This window comes from Shouchella tritolerans, assembly GCF_025770735.1.
Classification (GTDB): Bacteria; Bacillota; Bacilli; order Bacillales; family Bacillaceae_D; genus Shouchella; species Shouchella tritolerans.
Genome location: NZ_JAODPB010000003.1, coordinates 522,375 through 540,510 on the forward strand (window position 1 = coordinate 522,375; position 18,136 = coordinate 540,510).

The window sequence follows — 18,136 nt, forward strand, 5'->3', positions numbered from 1 at the left end:
ACGTGTCCGTCTAATTGATTTGCTTCAGACAGACAAACGCCTATATTCCTTTATATCCTTTTTTAGATCAGTGTCCCCAAAACAAAGCAGCCGGCGCGTACGCAAACCCTTCCATTATACGCCGTGCCGTCCTGGCGACAGCTGCTTTTTCAATCGTTGGTTCGATTCCTTTTGCTTCTTTGACGGATACATGAAACTCCATTGTGCCGGAAGGGTGTCCAACACGGACAATTTGCTGATTTTGAGCATGGTAAAAACAGCACTCATGGACGACAGTGCCTGCTAGCTTGGAAGCAACAGCAGTGCACAGTCCGCCTGTGACAGGGAATGTTTTATGCATATGTTGCATTGACATCGCCCGGCCAACGAAATCGATATCTGCCTTATGAACAGCCCGTCCGGCAGTCGTTTGGTAGTCTTGTGCTTCAGCAACGATAATCAATTTCGGACTTGAAGGTGTAAAGTGTGCGGCGTCTGCTGGCTGGGCGACAAAACCTAATTTTGTTGCCGCTGCCCCACGGATTTCCTCAAGCAGAAACAGTTGCTCTTGATTCAGCTGCTCAGGAAGTTCTACTCCTATCATTCCTACTTCAGAAGCTTTTATAAAAGCGACTGGTGTAGTAACATCGACAATACTCGTTTCAATTTTGCCATACGAGCAATCAAGCCAATCTTTTCGTGCGCCTGTTGGAAAAAGGGCGCCAGTTTTTGCTCCAGCAGCGTTTTGAAAATCAAGCATGATTTTAGCGCCTCCGCCAAGGACACCGTCAATATGAAAGTTCCCTACTTGCTTGGCACGGCCGTTTTCTACGGGAACATGGGCGATGACGATTCGATCTGTATTGGTGTTATGGATACGGACTTTGGTATAGGGTTCCTTCACGCAAACAAGCCCCTCATCTACGGCAAACGGACCAACGCCGCTAAGAATATTTCCGCAATTGGTATTGTAGTCGATATGACCAGTACCAATCCCAACTTGGCCGAATGTATACTCAATATCGGCTTCTGACAAAGGAGACGGACGGACCATCGCAAACTTGCTTGTCAAGGCGTCTGCTCCGCCAAGGCCATCAATTTGCCGTGCATCCTGGCCGTATAAGGACAGGATGACTTGATCGCGGACTTTAGGGTCTCCAGGCAGCTCGTTTTGTAAAATAAAGACGCCTTTGCTTGTGCCGCCGCGAATAATGGCAGCGCGTATGCGTTCATATTCTCTCATCATTGCTTCACTCCTAGTGGTCAATGTCCCTTTTTACAGCCCAAGCAAGTTTGTCGGCCAGTAAACACCGAGTAGGGAGCTAGCGGCTGAAATCGCGAGCAGCACGATTGCGACAGAAAGGGCAGTCTTTATAAATGGCATTTTCGATTCAAACATCAAGAAAGCGACGAGGAACAGTGAAGTGGCAATCAACATGCCTGCAAGATAAATGAAGGCAATGTAGCCAAGAAGCCATGCAATATAGCGGAGTGGCCGGACAATGGAGACCACCGCCTGTGAGTCTGGATCATTTTCTTTTCGATACCGGATGATTAAAACAACTAAGTAAATCGCTGTACAAACGGTCCCGGCAGTCGAAACATAAAGTGGGAAAAACTGCGCCAACCGTGAAAATTGCAAAGCGCCAAAAACAGCGAATCCAAAAACAAGCAACAAGAAACTAGTGAAACCAATATTAAATAAGTCTTTTGTCATGAGGAGACCCCTTTTCCAGACTCAACGGATTTACTGAACCGTTTCATAATCGCCCCGCCTGACAACAATAGAACGATGAATATAGCAAGGGCAATGACAAGTGGATTGCTAATCCATGACCAACCGTAACGCTCAATCGATATCCAATAATAGCGCTCAGCACTTAAAGCGAGGACAAACCCGATTAAGAGCGGCGGGCGTGGCCAATCTAGAATCGTCATCACATAGCCAAGGAGGCCAATAGCGACGAAAACAACGAGATCGCCCCACGAGAAGTTTGATTGGTAAGCGCCAAGGACGAGCAGAACAACGAGAAACGGGACAATTTTTTCTCCAGGCACCATGCTAATCTTAGAGATTGGCCGGATAAGCAACATGCACAGCAAGGCGCCAAAAATATTGGCAAAAACGAGCGTCCATACAATCGACAACGTTACCGGCAAATCGGCGCCAAGCATGCGCGGCCCTGCTTCTAGGCCCATTAGCGTGAGTCCGCCTAGTAAAATCGCTGTTGTGCCAGAGCCGGGAATGCCAAACAAAAGCGTCGGCACAAGGGAACCGCCTTCTTTCGCGTTGTTGGCGCTCTCCGGAGCAATGACGCCGCGGATGTCCCCTTTTCCAAATGAATTTCCTTTGACTGTTTTTTGGGCAGCACCATAGGCAATCCAGTCAACAACACTGCCTCCAAGTCCTGGAACAAACCCAATCAACGTACCGATAACCGCGCTGCGGAAGACAAGGAATTTGTTGCGCAGCGCGTCCATAACCCCTGTCAAAACGCCTCTTTTTAAAGGGCCATGACTGGAAACGGCGCCTTTATTGGTCAACATCGTGATCATAATAGGGAAAGCAAAAATCGCTAATGCCACAACAGGTAAAGATACGCCGTTAGACAAATAAAGTGATCCGAATGTATAGCGGTATTCCGCAACAGCTGGGGCACTGCCAATTGAGCCAATTAACAAGCCAAGCAATCCTGAAATGATCCCTTTCATCGGCGATTTGCCAGCAAGCAGCCCAGCCATGCTAAGTCCTAGCATCGTCAACATAAATAACTCTGGCGAACTAAAGGCAGTGATAAGCGGACGCGCGAACGGGATTGTTAAGTAAAGGGCAAGGCCGCCGATTACGCCACCTACCATGGAACAAAAGAATGAGGCGCCCATAGCCCGGGAGGCTTGCCCTTGTTTGGCTAAGGGAAAACCGTCCATGATCGTTGCTTGTGATCCTGACGTCCCCGGAATGCCGAGCAAGATAGACGGGAATGTATCCCCTGTATGGACAACAGCAACCATGCCAATGAGCAAGGCCATGCCGACAAATGGGTCAAGGCCAAACACAAAGGGCAGCAGCAAGGACATGCCTACCGTTCCGCTTAAACCTGGGAGAAGTCCTACAAAAATACCAATAAAAATGCCAAGAAACATGAAGCCTATTCTAGATGGGTGCAACACGATAAGCAATGCTTCCCATGCAGCTTCGAGCATAGCAGTCGCCTCCTTTTTATGGATGGTGTCAGTTGAAATGAAATAGGTAAAATAAGGAAAAGTGCGCCACCGTTAAATTAAAGCCTAGTAATGTCCACATCATAGGTATCTAAAAGAAATTGGGAAACCCATTCTAATGTTTCAGGGGACATTGTCAACATCGAATCAATTCTTGTTTGCAGCTCCTCACCAACTAAAGGCTGATAATTTTCCAAAATTTCCTCTGACTGGGCGATAAATTGTTCGTCTTGAATAAGTGCTTCCATCGATGCATGCAGAAGCTGTTGATGCTGTTCCGGCGCGTCTTCATGGACCCAAATAACTTTTTGCATCGTAAAGGAAGCGCCTACAAATTGTTTATAGGCTTCCCATGCGTCTCCTGTTGGTCCAGTTCCGTATAGGTCGTAATGGATTTCTTCAATTGTGGGCAGGTCAGGAAACTGGGGGTCTCTTACCAAATCACCGTCTTCACTCATTTGTCCAAGGCTGTAAAGGGGGACAGCGCTGCCTTCTTCGACTAAAGGAATGACATTCCGTTTATAGGCCGTTGTTGTTTGGTAGTCAATGTTGCTTTCCCCCTGTTCAAAGGCGACGCGGGCTGGCCCCTTGCCTTCATAGCCAAGCACAGCTTTGACGTCGAGACCAAGGACTTCAAACGACAATAGCGTGACAAGGTCCAACCCAGTTGGCGAAATGCCGGCATAGAAAAGCTCCCCTTGCTGTTTCGAAAGATCGTCCATTCCTAATGCCGCTAATTCAGGAGAAGTGTAGACAACTCCACCTGTAGGAGCGCCGATAATTGGCGTCATTTTCGACAAGTCGTACTGGACAGACGGCTGTTGGAGAATATACGGAATATGGGTGGAAGCACTTGTAGTTAAAATATTTCGTCCATTCGCTTGCCGCGAAAGTGCATATTCATTGGTCCCTGTGATGCTGCCTCCTCCAGGGATATTTTCCACTTGAACCCGGGGGGAGCCTTCGATATGTTTAGGAAAGTAGTTGGCCATAAAGCGGGCAAATACATCTGAACCACCGCCGGCCTGGTAAGGGACAACAAACGAGATCACTTCATTTTCATAGAGTGCCCCTTCGCTTCCCTCGCTGTCGGCTTGCTTATCGTTTGCCTGAATGGTGTTACAGCCTGCAGTTGCGAACAATAATACGGAATAGGCCACTAGCCCAAACGTTTTTCTCATTTTTTCACCTCGTTTGCAATGTCTTGAATCGAATTGTAAGCGATTGCAAAACATAAGTAAAATAGTAGAATTCTATAAAATCCGATAAATATTTTTAATAATCATGTATAATAGGCACACAAAAACGGCAAGGGGGGCCCATAATGGACCAAAAAGATTGGGAATTAATTAACGCGCTGTATAAATACAAAAATTTAACCAAGACGGCAGAAAAGCTATTTGTTTCACAGCCATCCTTGAGTTACCGATTAAAGCGAATGGAGCAGGAATTTCAAGTGGAGCTGTTTTTCAAAACGAAAAAGGGGATCGGGTTTACGGCAGAAGGAGAATATCTTGCTGAATGCGCGAAAGAAATGCTAGAGAAAATCCAACAAACAAAAGACCAGTTGCTGCACATGCAAAAGCATGTAAGCGGAACGCTTCGCATTGGCGCATCAAGCAATTATGCCCAATACTTACTGCCAAAAGTGCTCAAAGGGTTTTCAAGCCACTATCCCAACGTTCGTTTCCAAGTCCGGACAGGATGGAGTACGCAAGTATTAGAACATTTGCAAAGTGCTTCTGTTCATGTCGGTATTTTGCGCAGTGACTTTACATGGCCAGGAGAAAAGCATCTACTTGGAGAAGAACAGCTGGCACTTATTTCGAAGGAAAAGCTCGAACTGGGCACATTGCCTGAGAAGCCGTATTTAAGTTACCGGACAGACAGTTCGCTTAAAGATACGATTCAGCATTGGTGGAACGACCGATTTGAGGAGCCGCCGTACACGGAAATGGATTTAGATCGGTTTGAAACATGCAAGGAAATGGTCAAACACGGGCTTGGATACGCGATTGTGCCAGGAATCTCCCTTTCAGAAAAAGACCAGCTTTACATAGAGCCACTCTACTATTTGGACGGGTCCCCCCTTTTGCGTCGGACATGGCTATTAGCGAGCAGGGAGGCAGCAAAGCTGGCAGTGGTTAGGCATTTTATCGATTATATCCGCCAGTGGCAGGAAAAACGATCATAAAAAATTTTTATCGAATGTCAAAGAAAATCAATATTTCCCTCTATAACATTTTCCTAGTAGCCTAAAGGTAAGTCCATGTTAAGGAGGGTACCATGGGGCAATTAGAGCTAGGTGTATTATACGGGGATGGAATCGGCTATGAAATCGTAAGTGCTTCCGTAAAAATTGTAAGCGCTGCCGCTGCGAAATCAGGTGTGGCTATTGGCTGGCGTGTGTTACCAATGGGGCTGGAAGCAATCAAACAGACAGGTTCAAGCATACCAGAGGAGACGATACAAGCTCTTGACAAACTCGATGGGTGGTTGATGGGTCCCCATGATTCACAGTCGTATCCAAAACAGCTGCAAAGCACACGCAATCCAAGTGGAGAATTGCGGCACCGCTTCGATTTGTACGCCAACATTAGGCCAGCTAAGTCAGAGCCTTATATAAAAGGAGTGGTGGAAAGCGCGGATTTGGTTATATACAGAGAAAATACAGAAGGGTTTTATGTTGACCGCAATATGTATAAAGGAATCGGCGAATGGATGGTAACAGAAGACATTGCTGTAACAGCCGGTGTCTTTACGCGCCAAGCGGTTGAACGGATTGCCCATGCCGCGTTTCGTGCTGCTCGGGAACGTCGAAAAAAAGTGTCGATTGTGCATAAGGCGAATGTGATTTCCCTTGGATCTGGCTTGTTTTTAAACGTCTGCAAAGAGGTAGGCCAACACTATCCAGACGTGTCTGTTGATGATTACCACATCGACGCCATGTGTGCCCATTTGGTTAGGCGCGCCGATGACTTTGATGTCATTGTTGCAGAAAATATGTTCGGCGATATTTTATCGGATCTTACTGGAGAGCTTGTTGGAAGCTTAGGGCTTGCCGGCTCGATCAATGCAAGTGAAAGCAAAGCAATGGCACAAGCGGCACACGGCTCAGCCCCCGATATTGCTGGCCTAGGTGTGGCCAATCCGATTGGAATGATTCGTTCCAGTGCGATGTTATTAGGTTGGATTGGCCAAAAACATAAAAGTCAATCATGCAGCACTATCGAGAGACGGATTAACCAAGGGATTGCCGACACGTTGGCAAGTGGAGTATGTACCAAGGATCTTGGTGGAACAGCAAGCACGCAGCAATTTACAGATGTTGTTTGCGAGAAGATCGAGGAGGCGGAATGATCATGAGAAAAACAGACGTCGACGTGGTTGTGTTAGGGGCAGGAAATGCCGCCCTTTGTGCAGCGATTGCTGCAAAAGAGCAAGGGGCCAGCGTATGTATGTTGGAACGGGCACCAAAGAACAAGAGAGGCGGAAATTCGTATTTTACCGACGGAGCAATTCGTTGTGCGTATGGTAGCTTTCAGGATTTGCGGGCCGTTCTCCCGGACTTGGATGAGGAGCAAGTCGAGCAAATCAGCATGCCTGACTATGGAGAAGAAGCGTTTATGGCCGACCTGCTGCGCTTGACGGAGGGGCAGACAGATCGAAAGTTAGCGAACCAGCTCGTGTCACGCTCTTTTGATACGATTCAATGGATGATGAAGCAAGGCGTGCAATTTGCAGTGAATGAGAACCAATATTATGAGAAAGACGGGAAGCGCCATTTTTGGGGAGGGCTTCCGTTGAAGACAAAAAACAAAGGAGTGGGGCTGGTCCAAGCTTTGTTTCAACGTGCCGAAGCACTTGGCATCGACATCTGTTACGAAGCAAAGACAACAGAGTTAAAACAAGAAGAAGACCAATCAAAAAAACTAGTTGTTGAAATAGCGGGAGAACCTGCTGAAATTAACGCCAATGCCGTCATTTTTGCCTGTGGGGGGTTTGAAGCCAATGCAAACATGCGCAAAACCCACCTAGGAATTGAATGGGAAAAAGCAGTTGTCCGCGGTACAGCGTTTAACACAGGAGAAGGGTTAACGCTCGCCCTAAAAGCAGGGGCTATCCAATATGGGCAATGGGATGGTTGCCACGCTCATACGACGGATTATCATGCACCGAAGACAGGCGACTTTAACAAGCCAGGGGACATTTATAAAAAATCGTCTTATCCGTTAGGGTTGATTGTGAATGTGAAAGGAGAACGGTTCGTAGATGAAGGAGCCGATTTTCGTAACTATACGTATGCAAAGTACGGAAAAGAAACATTGAAGCAACCCGAACAAAAAGCATTTCAATTATTCGATTCACAAGTGAGCGCTAACCTCCGCAAAGAATACTACCTGCCAGAAGCAACCTGTTACCAAGCAGACAGCGTCGAGAAATTAGCAGAGAAAATAGGCGTCTGTCCTGAAGCGCTATTAAATACGATCCGTACTTATAATCGAGCAGTTCAACCAGGTCCGTACAATCCAGCGATAAAAGACGGCAAACGTACAATAGGAGTGTTTCCGCCTAAATCAAACTGGGCGCTAACATTTGAAAAAGCACCGTTTTATGCATTTCCGGTAACGTGCGGGATTACTTTTACGTTTGGTGGCATACACATCAGCCCAAAAAGCGAAATTCTCGGCGATGATAAGCGCCCAGTTCCTGGCTTGTTTGCAGCCGGAGAAATGGTTGGCGGGCTATTTTACCATAACTATCCTGGTGGTGCTGGCTTAATGGTGGGCGCTGTGTTTGGGCGGCTTGCTGGCGAACAAGCAGCTGCCTTCTGCAACAGAACAAAACCGTTATCCTCTAAATCATGATTATTCTTATGACAAGAACAAGGCTAGGAGACGCGAGTCCCTAGTCTTTGTTTTCTCTCGCAAACTAAAGGCGAATCAAAGAGATAGCCATTACCGTTTCCCCACTTATTAAAGCTTCTCCCGATAAGTGCGACAAGGAAAACGCCTATTTCAACCTATACAAAAGGTAGTCTCGAAGGGAATGAACGAGACCCTATAAACAAGCTGTGTGATATAAACAAATGTTGCCCCAGTCAAGTCAACGATGGGTGGGCTTGTTCGCGCAGGCTGTTTTCGGAGGTTATCGCAGTGAAAGGGCGTAATGGCGCAGATCTGATCTTAGTCAATTGCTTTTAATGCGTTTTCGGAAATACCAATTTGGCATGACTTCTAGCCTCATGAATGAGCAAATTTCTTGACTGCCACACTTGTATGGTAGTATGGTAGAATCATATTTAACTTTGAGCGCAGGCTCCATTGTTATCATCATACTTGATATTTTCAAAGCCTATCCTGTAAGCGGATTCAAAAAAGACGTCAGACTAACGGAAAAGGAAGTGGCGCATTTGCGAGCAATTGAAGTTAGAAAGCCAGGGGACATTCACATAGTTGAAGTAAAAAAGCCAGAGCTTGAAAATGACACGGATGTACTTGTCAAAGTGCAAGCTGTAGGGATATGTGGTTCAGACATGCACATTTACCATGGCAGTAATCCGTTTACTGTCTACCCGCGCATTATCGGCCATGAAGTCGGAGGCATTGTTGAAGAAGTGGGGAACGGCGTCCATGGCCTTCGTCCTGGCGACCGTGTAGCGCTTGAGCCCATTTCATCATGCGGCGTATGCTACGCTTGCAAAAAAGGTCGCCCGAATGTTTGCGCAAAGTTGGAAGTGTTTGGCGTACACCGTGATGGTGGGATGCGTGAATGGATGGTAGCTCCTGAAGCTAACTGGCACAAAGTAAAAGGGGATTTGCCTTTTGAAGCAGCTGCTCTTGTCGAGCCAATGACAATCGGCGCCCAAGCCGCATATCGTGGCAACATTGAGCCTGGAGATACTGTTTTTATCATGGGCGCAGGACCAACAGGCATCGCTTGTTTAATCATGGCGAAGCAAAAAGGCGCAACGGTTTTCATTTCTGATTTACAAGCCAACCGGCTCGATTATGCCAAACAGGTAGGCGCTGATTTTACAATTCATTTGCCTCATGAAGAGCCGGAAACAGTCCTGTTTGAGAAAACCGATGGCGAACTCGCGAATGTTGTCATTGATGCAGTTGGTACGAATACAACATTTGCTGAAGCAGTTAGGCTTGCTTCTGTTGCTGGAACGGTAGTGACATTAGGCTTTAATGAAACGCCGTCGAGCATTCCGTCTTTATTGTTAACGAAAAAAGAATTGACTGTAGCAGGCTCAAGGCTGCAAACAAACCAATTTCCCGGCGTTATTAGGCAAGTGAATGAACAAAAGGTTGACCCAGCCTCGATTATATCCCATCGTTTTGATTTTGATGAGGTGAAAAAGGCAATCGAGTTGCTTGAAAAGGAGCCTGCTAATGTCCGTAAAGCAGTGTTAATCTTTGATAGAGAGGATGAGAGCAAGTGAGAATGACATTTAGGTGGTACGGAGAAAACAACGACAGCGTAACACTGGAGCAAATCAAACAAATCCCTGGAGTAGAAGGGCTTGTTTGGGCGTTGCACGATAAAATGGCTGGCGAAGTATGGCCTTTGGAAGACATCATGAAAGTAAAGGAACAGGCCGACCGTTATGGGTTTCATTTAGACGTGGTTGAAAGCATTAATGTCCACGAAGATATTAAACTAGGCTTGCCGACGCGTGATGCATACATTGAGAATTATAAAGAAAGCATTCGCAATGTCGCCAAGGTCGGTGCGAAGGTGATTTGTTACAACTTTATGCCTGTGTTTGATTGGACACGCACAGATTTGTTTAAAGAAATGGAAGACGGATCTACTGCTCTTTTCTATGAAAAAGCAAAAGTGGACAGCATGGACCCCCACGAATTGGTACGACAAACGACAAGCAACGCGGCCTTTACCATGCCTGGCTGGGAGCCAGAGCGTTTGGCTCATATTGAAAAATCGCTCAAAGCTTACGAGAATGTGACAGAAGAAGATCTATGGGAGCATTTGCAGTATTTCTTAGAACAAGTACTTCCAGTTGCAGAGGAACATGGCATTCAAATGGCGATCCACCCTGACGATCCGCCATGGTCTGTTTTTGGCTTGCCGCGCATCATAACAAGTGAGGCCGCCGTTGAGCGCTTTTTGCAATTGTCAAACAGCCCAGCCCATGGCATTACGCTATGCAGCGGTTCACTTGGTGCAAACCCAGAAAACGATATTCCAAAGATGATTCGCCGTTTCCACGACCGAATTCCATTTGCTCATATCCGCAATGTCAAAGTCTATGATAATGGGGATTTTATCGAGACATCTCATCGTTCACAAGACGGTTCTGTTCATATTGCCGATGTCGTTAAGGCCTACCACGAAAACGGCTATACTGGCTATGCGCGCCCTGACCACGGCCGCCATATTTGGGATGAAAAATGCCGTCCTGGCTATGGCCTCTACGACCGTGCTCTTGGCATCATGCATTTGTGGGGACTTTGGGATGCATATGAGCTTGAAGCAAAAAGGAGGCAATCGTAATGGCAGTTGGGCATGAGTCATTAAAGGGGAAAGTCGCTGTTGTGACTGGCGGAAGCGGCATTCTTTGCCGGGCAATGGCAAAAGAACTTGCCATACATGGCATGAAAGTCGCGATTCTAAATCGGACGAAAGAAAAAGGCGAGGCAGTTGCCCAGGAAATTAGGGAACAAGGCGGGAAGGCGATAGCGCTAGCTTGTGATGTGCTTAATGAAGAGCAGGTCCAACAAGCGGCCTCTACGGTCAAGGAAGAGTTTGGCCCTTGTGATTTGCTTATAAATGGTGCTGGTGGAAACCATCCAGACGCCATTACTGACAAGGAAACTTATGAGGAAGGCGATTTGGAAAACGAGTCGGCAAAATCGTTTTTTGATTTGGCGCCGAATGGTTTTGATTCCGTATTTCGGTTAAATTTGCAAGGCACCGTCATTCCGACACAAGCCTTTGTCAAACAAATGCTCGGACGTGGCGGTTCGGTAATCAATATTTCATCCATGTCTGCTCCATCACCGATGACGAAAGTTCCAGCCTATAGCGCTGCAAAAGCAGGTATTAACAATTTTACTCAGTGGCTCGCCGTTCATTTTGCTGACTCAGGCATTCGCGCTAATGCCATCGCCCCTGGCTTCTTTCTAACTGAGCAAAACCGCGCTTTATTAACAAAGCCAGACGGTTCGCTAACGGAGCGGGCCGAAAAAATCATTGCCCACACACCACAGCGCCGTTTCGGCAAACCAGAAGATTTGCTTGGAACACTTTTGTGGCTTGCCGATGAAGACGCTTCGCGGTTTGTGACAGGCGTTACGATCCCCGTTGATGGAGGATTTATGGCGTATTCAGGCGTTTAAGGGTATGACTATAAAAAAGGAGCTGACACCCAGTGTCAGCTCCTTTTACATATAGTTCACCTAAAAACCAGGATCGCGGCGCTCTGCTTTTAATCCTTGCCAGCGTTTTGCATCAGGCAAGTGAATGCCGAATTGGTCAAGGGTGCGGTAAACGATATGGTCAACAAGATCATCAATCGTTTGCGGCTGGTTATAAAAAGCGGGCATTGGCGGGACGATATGAGCCCCCATTCGCGACAAAGCCAGCATGTTTTCTAAATGTATATCATTAAGTGGCGTTTCCCGTGTCATTAATAATAGCGGTTTACGCTCTTTTAACATGACATCAGCGGCCCGTGTAACCAGGTTGTCTGCGAGGCCTGTCCGGATTGAAGCGAGCGTCTTCATGCTGCACGGGGCGATCATCATGCCATCGATTTGAAAAGAGCCGCTTGAAATCGCTGCGCCTAAATCTTTAGGCGAATACGTATAATTGGCAAGCCGTTCAACATCTTTTACGGTAAAAGACGTTTCAGCTTGGATCGTAGCAGCAGCCCATGGCGACATCACCAAATGGGACTCCACTTCTGTTTTTTGTAGTTGCTGGAGCAAACGGATGCCAAAAATGGCCCCTGTAGCCCCTGTCATTCCTATAATCAGTTTCATTCAGACCACTCCGCTTCATCAATCTCTCATGCAAGTATATGTGTTCTTCGTTTCTATTTCAGTATGATCGATTTTAGCTAAACAAGAAAGAGGTAGCAGCCAATCCATCATACTATAGCTGCGTTTATAAATTAGATGGTGGGAGCGTATCACTTCGCGTGGGAGTGGGTCTTTTTTGTATGCATCTTGTTTCTTCCACAGCAATAGCGACAGGACCTATTCCAGCAGTTCTTTGGCTCCGTTCATTACTAAGGGCATACTTTGTTTAACGAATGATTCCGCACTTATTTGACGCCCCTCCTTGTTCCAAACGTAAGCCAATCCATACATCCCCCAACTTAACATAATAGAAGCTGTATTGATTAAGAATTGCGCGTTTGAACTTGATAGCATCTTGTCTTTGTCTATAAAGGAAAGAAGTATCGTTTGAATTTTTTCCTTTATTTGAGTTTCAAATACAGCTCCGAGCGATGCATTCCTTCTTTTGCACATAGCGCTTAGATCCTTGTGAAAATCGCATACACCCAGAAAGATGCTCTGAATGGTTTCTTCATTTAATACTTCGTGACCGCATATTCTACGATTTATGATTGTCATAAATGATTCCATTAGTCTAGCCTCAAGAATTTCGAATTTATCTATGAAGTGCGCATAAAACGTTGCTCTGTTAACAGTAGCCCGCTCTGCTATATCTTTAACGGTTATCGATTCAAAATCTTTTTCTTGAATTAATGAAGCAAAAGCGTCTTGAAGAAGTCGCCGTGTACGTATCACACGAGGATCAGCTTCATTCTTTTTAGTTGTCATGGTTAAAATCTCCCCCAATAAAACGACATTATAGAAAGGGTGTTGTTTATACAACGGTTCATGGCTATTGATGATTGCTCACCATCTGGTTGGAATTATAACATATGAATACAACGAATGTTGTTCAAACAACAAATGTTGCATAGATACGAATTTAGAATGCTTCTTTTCCAAAAGGAGGAGAGAAACATGTCGGTTTCACAAATCAAAAGAGGTTGAGGCTTCGGCTGTCATTGTGGTACTCGAAGATTGGAGAGTCATAACGTGCTAGTATCGGTGCCACTCATGCTTGTTGCCCGCGCAAAAGGCGGCGAAGTCCGGTCATCCGACGGTGAGGCTGGCAGTCGATGATGTCCCTTTCTTTAACAAAATGCTTAAGGAATAACAATATGTAAAGATTGTTTTTAAAAAATAGTTCTTTAAAACACATCAGGAGAGTGAATGATGAAGAGCGCATGGAAAGTGTACGTTCTAGCCTTGATTAGCTTTTTAGTTGGAACATCCAATTACGTCATTTCTGGGATATTAGACCGGATCGCAGAGACGTTGGGAACAAGCGTTGCGACAGCAGGCCAGCTTATTACGGTTTATTCCCTGGCCTATGCGGTCGTCACACCTATATTGATGGCGCTGACGGCCAAGATGGACCGGCGCAAGCTCCTCCTTTATTCGCTAGGTCTTTTTATTGCCGCAAATCTGCTGACATATATATTGTCCGGCTTCGGCCTTTTCATTGCCGCGAGAATCATTACGGCAATAGGCGCTGGGGTAGTCACCGTTAACGCGCTCAGCATCGCCGCCAAAATCGCTCCGCCTGGCAAGCAGGCCAGCGCCATCGCTAACGTCACGATGGGCATTACCGCATCGCTCATCATCGGCGTCCCGCTCGGCAGAATGGTAGCCTCGGCTTTTGGCTGGAAAGCGATATTTCTGGTCATCGCAATTGTCGGGGCCATCTCCATGCTTGTCATAGCTGCGGTTTTTCCACGTATGCAGGGCGACAAACCTGTTCCATTAATCAACCAATTTGCTTTGTTAAAAAAACCTCAGGTTTTGGTAGCTTTAGCGATTACTTTCTTCTGGTTGGGAGGATATTCCCTCGCCTATACCTACATCACCCCTTTTCTGTTAGAGGTGACACATATAAATGAATCATTGATAAGTGCAGCTCTGTTCGTGTTCGGCATTGCCAGTTTGATTGGCTCAAAAGTCGGTGGCTACAGCACGGATAAACGTGGTATCAAATACACGCTTGTCTCAGGAATGGGGCTTCACGTCATTTCGTTGATTTTGCTATCTTTAGTCGGGCAATCGGTCATTGCCGTATTCGCAATTTTGATCCTCTGGTCTTTTGCCGCCTGGTCATCCGCACCTGCGCAGCAATTTAACCTGGTCTCGCTTGTTCCTGAATCCTCGGGGGTAATGCTGAGCTTGAACAGTTCCATGATGCAGCTTTCCATGGCTGTTGGAGCAGGAATGGGTGGGCTGATCGTTAACCGTGTTTCTTTGGCATCCATTACCTGGTTCGGGATACTTGGCGTACTCATCGCCATCATTGCCGTGTTTGTTTTGTTCAGCATGGTGCCACGGTATTCGGCGGCGCAGTCAGCGGATAAAAAACTGCAGTGATGCATATATATTTTCCGTTGGACCGATATTTCTTGTACAGACGGGAAAGGCACGAGCATCAAATAGTTTGGTTGTCGAACTTTTCCGTAGTGCATTATTATTTTTTAAGCAGAAGCATCGCACAAGGAAGGGGCCGGGACAAAACCAGCCAAGAAATTAAATGAAAAGGAGTACGCTCATCAAACACCGATGAGCGCACTCCTTTTTGTCTAGTTTTTTGGTTCTCTTTTGCTTGGTTATTGTTCCTGGCGGTATATTTTCGCAGGTTTACCGCCAGGAGGGCGAACCCCATTCCTTTTTCATCTTTTCGTTTCCTCTTACGGAGAAACGAGTGAAACGCAAATGAGCCTTCAGGAATCCGAAAACTGGCTCTACATCGATTTTCCGTTTTTCCCTCCGAAAGCTTTTCCCTGATCGATGCTTTTTGCTGTTCCCACTTCTCGTTGACATACAACTTTCGGTTATTCCCTTCCTTCGCCTTTGTGCACAGGGAGCGGAACGGACAGTCTGAACAGTCCTCACGATACACTTTAAATGTGTGGGCAAATCCGTATGAATCGGTTCGGTTAGAAGGGTGGCTAAATAGCAGCTTCCTGCCGTTCGGGCAAATTTTTAGGCGAATACGTATAATTGGCAAGCCGTTCAACATCTTTTACGGTAAAAGACGTTTCGGCTTGGATCGTAGCAGCAGCCCATGGCGACATCACCAAATGGGATTCCACTTCTGTTTTTTGTAGTTGCTAGAGCAAACGAATGCCAAAAATAGCTCCCGTAGCTCCTGTCATACCTATAATCAGTTTCATTCGGACCACTCCGCTTCACCAATCTCTCATGCAAGTATACTTGTTCTTTGCTTATTTTCAAAATGATAAATAAAACAGAGATAGAGCGAAATAGGCAAAGTGTTTTCCAACCTAGTGTGCTCTTCGTAGTTAAGTAAAAAGGATAGAAATTTGTCTGCTATGACAAATATATATTGCAAAATGACGATTTTAATGTATAATTATAGCAAAGCGCATACCCAGGAGGAGCCATATATGCTATTTAGCCGAAACAAGAAAAATTTTTACGACGAACGTATTGAGCAGGAGAAAAACAAGATATACCGTGAAATCTATTATTTAGTCATTGGTTTGTGTGTCTTGTCGGTAATCGTAAAGTTCTTTATGTTTGAATGGGGGACTGCTCCGATTTATACCGAACTTCTTATTCTTGTAGGTATACCCATTTATTACGTAGTGCGCTCGGCCAAAACAGGCATCTTTTCAGAAGAAATTGAAGTCCATGACGGTGAAAGCAAATGGAGTTTTGATGGAAAAATGGCAGGGGCGGCAATTATTGGCGGTGTTGCTATCTCGATTGTAATGGCGATCAACAGCGTTGTACAATTTGCACAAGGCCCGGGAGAAGCCTGGTATTACTTTATTCTCGTATTCATTACAAGCATGATGATCTATACAGGGATCATAGGAGGGATTGTGCTTTTAAGCTATCTTTATTTAAAAAACAAAAGCCAAAAGGTCGCTGAATCTACCAAGGATGAATAGCCATGAAAAATACGAAAATCAAAGCGGCCCGGGCCGAAAAAGATATGACACAAGCCGATTTGGCGAAGCGAATCGGCGTATCCAGGCAAACGATTGGCTTAATAGAACAAGGTAAATATAATCCAAGCTTGGCATTATGCGTGGCAATCTGCAAAGAGCTTGATAAAACATTAGACCAGCTGTTTTGGCCAGGATAAAGGCGGAGGGCTTTAGAGAAGCACTTCGCCTTTTTCAATTCCTGACTAAGCACTATGCTTAAATCCAGATACATCCACTTCTAGCGGCATATTGTTGGCGCGCGCTTTTTTGGCTGCACGAAAGAAGAGGATTAGAATGGCACCTGAGCAAATAAAGCTGCCAATCCACGAAGCGGTCATTGGAAGTCGAAAGCCAATTTCGGCATTTAAAATGTAGGTAATGACCATGACCAGCATAAAAGCTCCAGGAATAAGGGCAATCCAGTAGTTTTTCCTGGCGATATACAAATACATAGCGCCGACAAAAAGAGCGATCACAGCGGTTCCTTGGTTGGCCCAGCTAAAATAACGCCATAAAATGTTAAAGTCAATTTGTGTTAGGGCGACGGAAACGGCGAATAGCGGCAAAGCAATCCATAAGCGGCGAGAAATTTTCTTTTGAGCGATTTGAAAATACTCAGCAATAATCATGCGGGCGCTACGAAAGGCTGTATCCCCAGATGTGATCGGTAGCACAACAACACCTAGCACGGCAATTGTCCCACCAATCGCGCCAAGCAACAACGTAGATACTTCCGTTACAACTGCCCCTGGACCTCCTGCATTAAGCATTTCATTCAATCCCCCGTAGCTGCCCACTAAACTCATGGCAGCTGCCGCCCAGATCATCGCGATAATGCCTTCAGCTATCATCATTCCATAAAAAATTTTACGGCCCTGCTTTTCCCGTTGTATCGTTCGAGAAATAATTGGCGTTTGTGTAGCATGGAAGCCAGATAGAGCGCCGCATGTAATCGTAAAGAAAATCAATGGCAAGACGGGCATATTCTCAGGGTGGAAATTTTGCAGCGACAACTCTGGAATTGGCGCCCCTGTGACAATCAAGCCGATTCCGACTCCGAGTGAGCTTACTAATAGGATTGCGCCAAAATATGGATAAAGGCGGCCGATAATTTTATCAACGGGCAAAAGTGTGGCCAAAATGTAGTAAATAAAAATAGCAGCAATCAAAATGCCCAGCGCCACCTGGCCATCCATCAACACATGAAGTAAACTAGCCGGCGTCGATACGAAAACGGTTCCAACTAAAAGTAGCAATAATACGGCAAAAGCATTGACTAGATGGCGCATTGATTTGCCGAAAAATTTACTAGCTAGCTCAGGCAAATGAGCACCTTTATTGCGGATCGAAATCATCCCTGTTAAGTAATCATGTACTGCGCCGGCAAAAATGCAGCCAATAACGATCCATAAAAAAGCAACTGGTCCGTACAACGCACCCATAATTGGGCCAAAAACAGGGCCGGTGCCGGCAATATTCAACAGTTGAATGAATGAATTACGAGGAGTGCTCATTGGCAAGTAATCAACGCCATCTTGATTCACATAGGCTGGTGTCGGGCGTTCCTCTTTTACGCCGAAAATGCGCTCGACGACCTTTCCATAAGTGAAGTAGCCTACGATTAACAAAGCGATGCCTAGCAAAAATGTAATCATCCCGTCGTCCTCCCATTGATTAGATCTGGTTTGTGTTTAGGCAGCTTGCTTTTAAAAAAAAATGATAGCGCATTCATAGTATAAGAGATGTTATGACAAAAATCTACTATTTCCTACATTTTCTGTCGATTCGGGTGATGGTAATTGCTTAGCTGGATTATTTTCAGTCTATTTCAATAAAAAGCGTTTTCATTTTGAAGAGAATGTGATACGCTTATGAAGCAAAAAATTCCTTTTTAATAAT

Annotated in this window: 16 protein-coding genes and 2 pseudogenes; 9 read left to right on the plus strand and 9 right to left on the minus strand. The window is 45.7% G+C overall.

Annotated elements, in window-relative coordinates; genetic code table 11:
• Window positions 1–67: 67 nt before the first annotated feature.
• From N6H06_RS12840 to N6H06_RS12855, 4 genes are all read right to left on the minus strand, one after another.
• Window positions 68–1,225, minus strand: coding sequence for a 2-methylaconitate cis-trans isomerase PrpF family protein (locus N6H06_RS12840; protein WP_249413919.1), 1,158 nt, complete (start codon window positions 1,223–1,225; stop codon window positions 68–70).
• A 30-nt stretch (window positions 1,226–1,255) separates the two neighbouring features.
• Window positions 1,256–1,696, minus strand: a complete 441-nt coding sequence (locus tag N6H06_RS12845; RefSeq protein WP_263706989.1) for a tripartite tricarboxylate transporter TctB family protein — start codon at window positions 1,694–1,696, stop codon at window positions 1,256–1,258.
• Window positions 1,693–3,183 carry a tripartite tricarboxylate transporter permease gene (locus tag N6H06_RS12850; protein ID WP_263706991.1) on the minus strand — a complete coding sequence of 497 codons (1,491 nt, stop codon included), beginning with the start codon at window positions 3,181–3,183 and terminating at the stop codon, window positions 1,693–1,695. The genes N6H06_RS12845 and N6H06_RS12850 overlap by 4 nt, the downstream gene beginning before the upstream one ends.
• 77 nt (window positions 3,184–3,260) lie before the next feature.
• The gene (locus N6H06_RS12855; RefSeq protein WP_263706993.1) at window positions 3,261–4,382 is read right to left on the minus strand and encodes a Bug family tripartite tricarboxylate transporter substrate binding protein; all 1,122 of its coding nucleotides are present in this window, start codon (window positions 4,380–4,382) and stop codon (window positions 3,261–3,263) included.
• Window positions 4,383–4,525: 143 nt separating this feature from the next.
• On the opposite strand from N6H06_RS12855, the gene N6H06_RS12860 reads away from it, so the two are divergent.
• From N6H06_RS12860 to N6H06_RS12885, 6 genes are all read left to right on the plus strand, one after another.
• Window positions 4,526–5,395, plus strand: a complete 870-nt coding sequence (locus tag N6H06_RS12860) for a LysR family transcriptional regulator (RefSeq protein WP_263706995.1) — start codon at window positions 4,526–4,528, stop codon at window positions 5,393–5,395.
• 92 nt (window positions 5,396–5,487) lie between these two features.
• A complete protein-coding gene (locus N6H06_RS12865; RefSeq protein ID WP_263706996.1) occupies window positions 5,488–6,561 on the plus strand; it encodes an isocitrate/isopropylmalate dehydrogenase family protein in 1,074 nt (357 codons plus the stop codon).
• A 2-nt stretch (window positions 6,562–6,563) separates the two neighbouring features.
• A complete protein-coding gene (gene tcuA, locus N6H06_RS12870) occupies window positions 6,564–8,069 on the plus strand; it encodes an FAD-dependent tricarballylate dehydrogenase TcuA (RefSeq protein WP_263706998.1) in 1,506 nt (501 codons plus the stop codon).
• A 545-nt stretch (window positions 8,070–8,614) separates the two neighbouring features.
• Window positions 8,615–9,652, plus strand: a complete 1,038-nt coding sequence (locus N6H06_RS12875; RefSeq protein WP_263707000.1) for a zinc-binding alcohol dehydrogenase family protein — start codon at window positions 8,615–8,617, stop codon at window positions 9,650–9,652.
• Entirely contained in the window at window positions 9,649–10,725 is a 1,077-nt protein-coding gene (uxuA, locus tag N6H06_RS12880) for a mannonate dehydratase (RefSeq protein ID WP_062748273.1), read from the plus strand. Before N6H06_RS12875 ends, uxuA begins: the two co-directional genes overlap by 4 nt.
• On the plus strand, window positions 10,725–11,570 hold the full coding sequence (locus N6H06_RS12885) for an SDR family oxidoreductase (protein ID WP_062748271.1): 846 nt from the start codon (window positions 10,725–10,727) through the stop codon (window positions 11,568–11,570). Before uxuA ends, N6H06_RS12885 begins: the two co-directional genes overlap by 1 nt.
• A 60-nt stretch (window positions 11,571–11,630) precedes the next feature.
• On the opposite strand, the gene N6H06_RS12890 is transcribed toward N6H06_RS12885, so the two are convergent.
• Together N6H06_RS12890 and N6H06_RS12895 are read right to left on the minus strand one after the other, a co-directional pair.
• Complete coding sequence (locus tag N6H06_RS12890) at window positions 11,631–12,215, minus strand: non-oxidative hydroxyarylic acid decarboxylases subunit B (RefSeq protein ID WP_062748269.1); 585 nt, start codon at window positions 12,213–12,215, stop codon at window positions 11,631–11,633.
• 216 nt (window positions 12,216–12,431) lie between these two features.
• Window positions 12,432–13,022 carry a TetR/AcrR family transcriptional regulator gene (locus tag N6H06_RS12895; protein ID WP_062748267.1) on the minus strand — a complete coding sequence of 197 codons (591 nt, stop codon included), beginning with the start codon at window positions 13,020–13,022 and terminating at the stop codon, window positions 12,432–12,434.
• Between the two features lie 444 nt (window positions 13,023–13,466).
• On the opposite strand from N6H06_RS12895, the gene N6H06_RS12900 reads away from it, so the two are divergent.
• A complete protein-coding gene (locus tag N6H06_RS12900; protein ID WP_095319407.1) occupies window positions 13,467–14,651 on the plus strand; it encodes an MFS transporter in 1,185 nt (394 codons plus the stop codon).
• Between the two features lie 97 nt (window positions 14,652–14,748).
• Here N6H06_RS12900 and N6H06_RS12905 read toward each other — a convergent pair.
• Window positions 14,749–15,258 (minus strand): annotated as a pseudogene (locus tag N6H06_RS12905) (transposase); the annotation flags it as partial.
• Window positions 15,233–15,454: pseudogene (locus N6H06_RS12910) on the minus strand (flavoprotein); the annotation flags it as partial. The pseudogenes N6H06_RS12905 and N6H06_RS12910, both read right to left, overlap by 26 nt.
• A 234-nt stretch (window positions 15,455–15,688) precedes the next feature.
• Here N6H06_RS12910 and N6H06_RS12915 point away from each other — a divergent pair.
• Entirely contained in the window at window positions 15,689–16,198 is a 510-nt protein-coding gene (locus N6H06_RS12915) for a DUF6773 family protein (RefSeq protein ID WP_095237775.1), read from the plus strand.
• A 2-nt stretch (window positions 16,199–16,200) separates the two neighbouring features.
• Window positions 16,201–16,395, plus strand: coding sequence for a helix-turn-helix transcriptional regulator (locus N6H06_RS12920; protein ID WP_062748260.1), 195 nt, complete (start codon window positions 16,201–16,203; stop codon window positions 16,393–16,395).
• Between the two features lie 45 nt (window positions 16,396–16,440).
• Here N6H06_RS12920 and N6H06_RS12925 read toward each other — a convergent pair whose 3' ends face one another.
• The gene (locus tag N6H06_RS12925) at window positions 16,441–17,892 is read right to left on the minus strand and encodes a carbon starvation CstA family protein (protein WP_263707007.1); all 1,452 of its coding nucleotides are present in this window, start codon (window positions 17,890–17,892) and stop codon (window positions 16,441–16,443) included.
• Window positions 17,893–18,136: the final 244 nt, after the last annotated feature.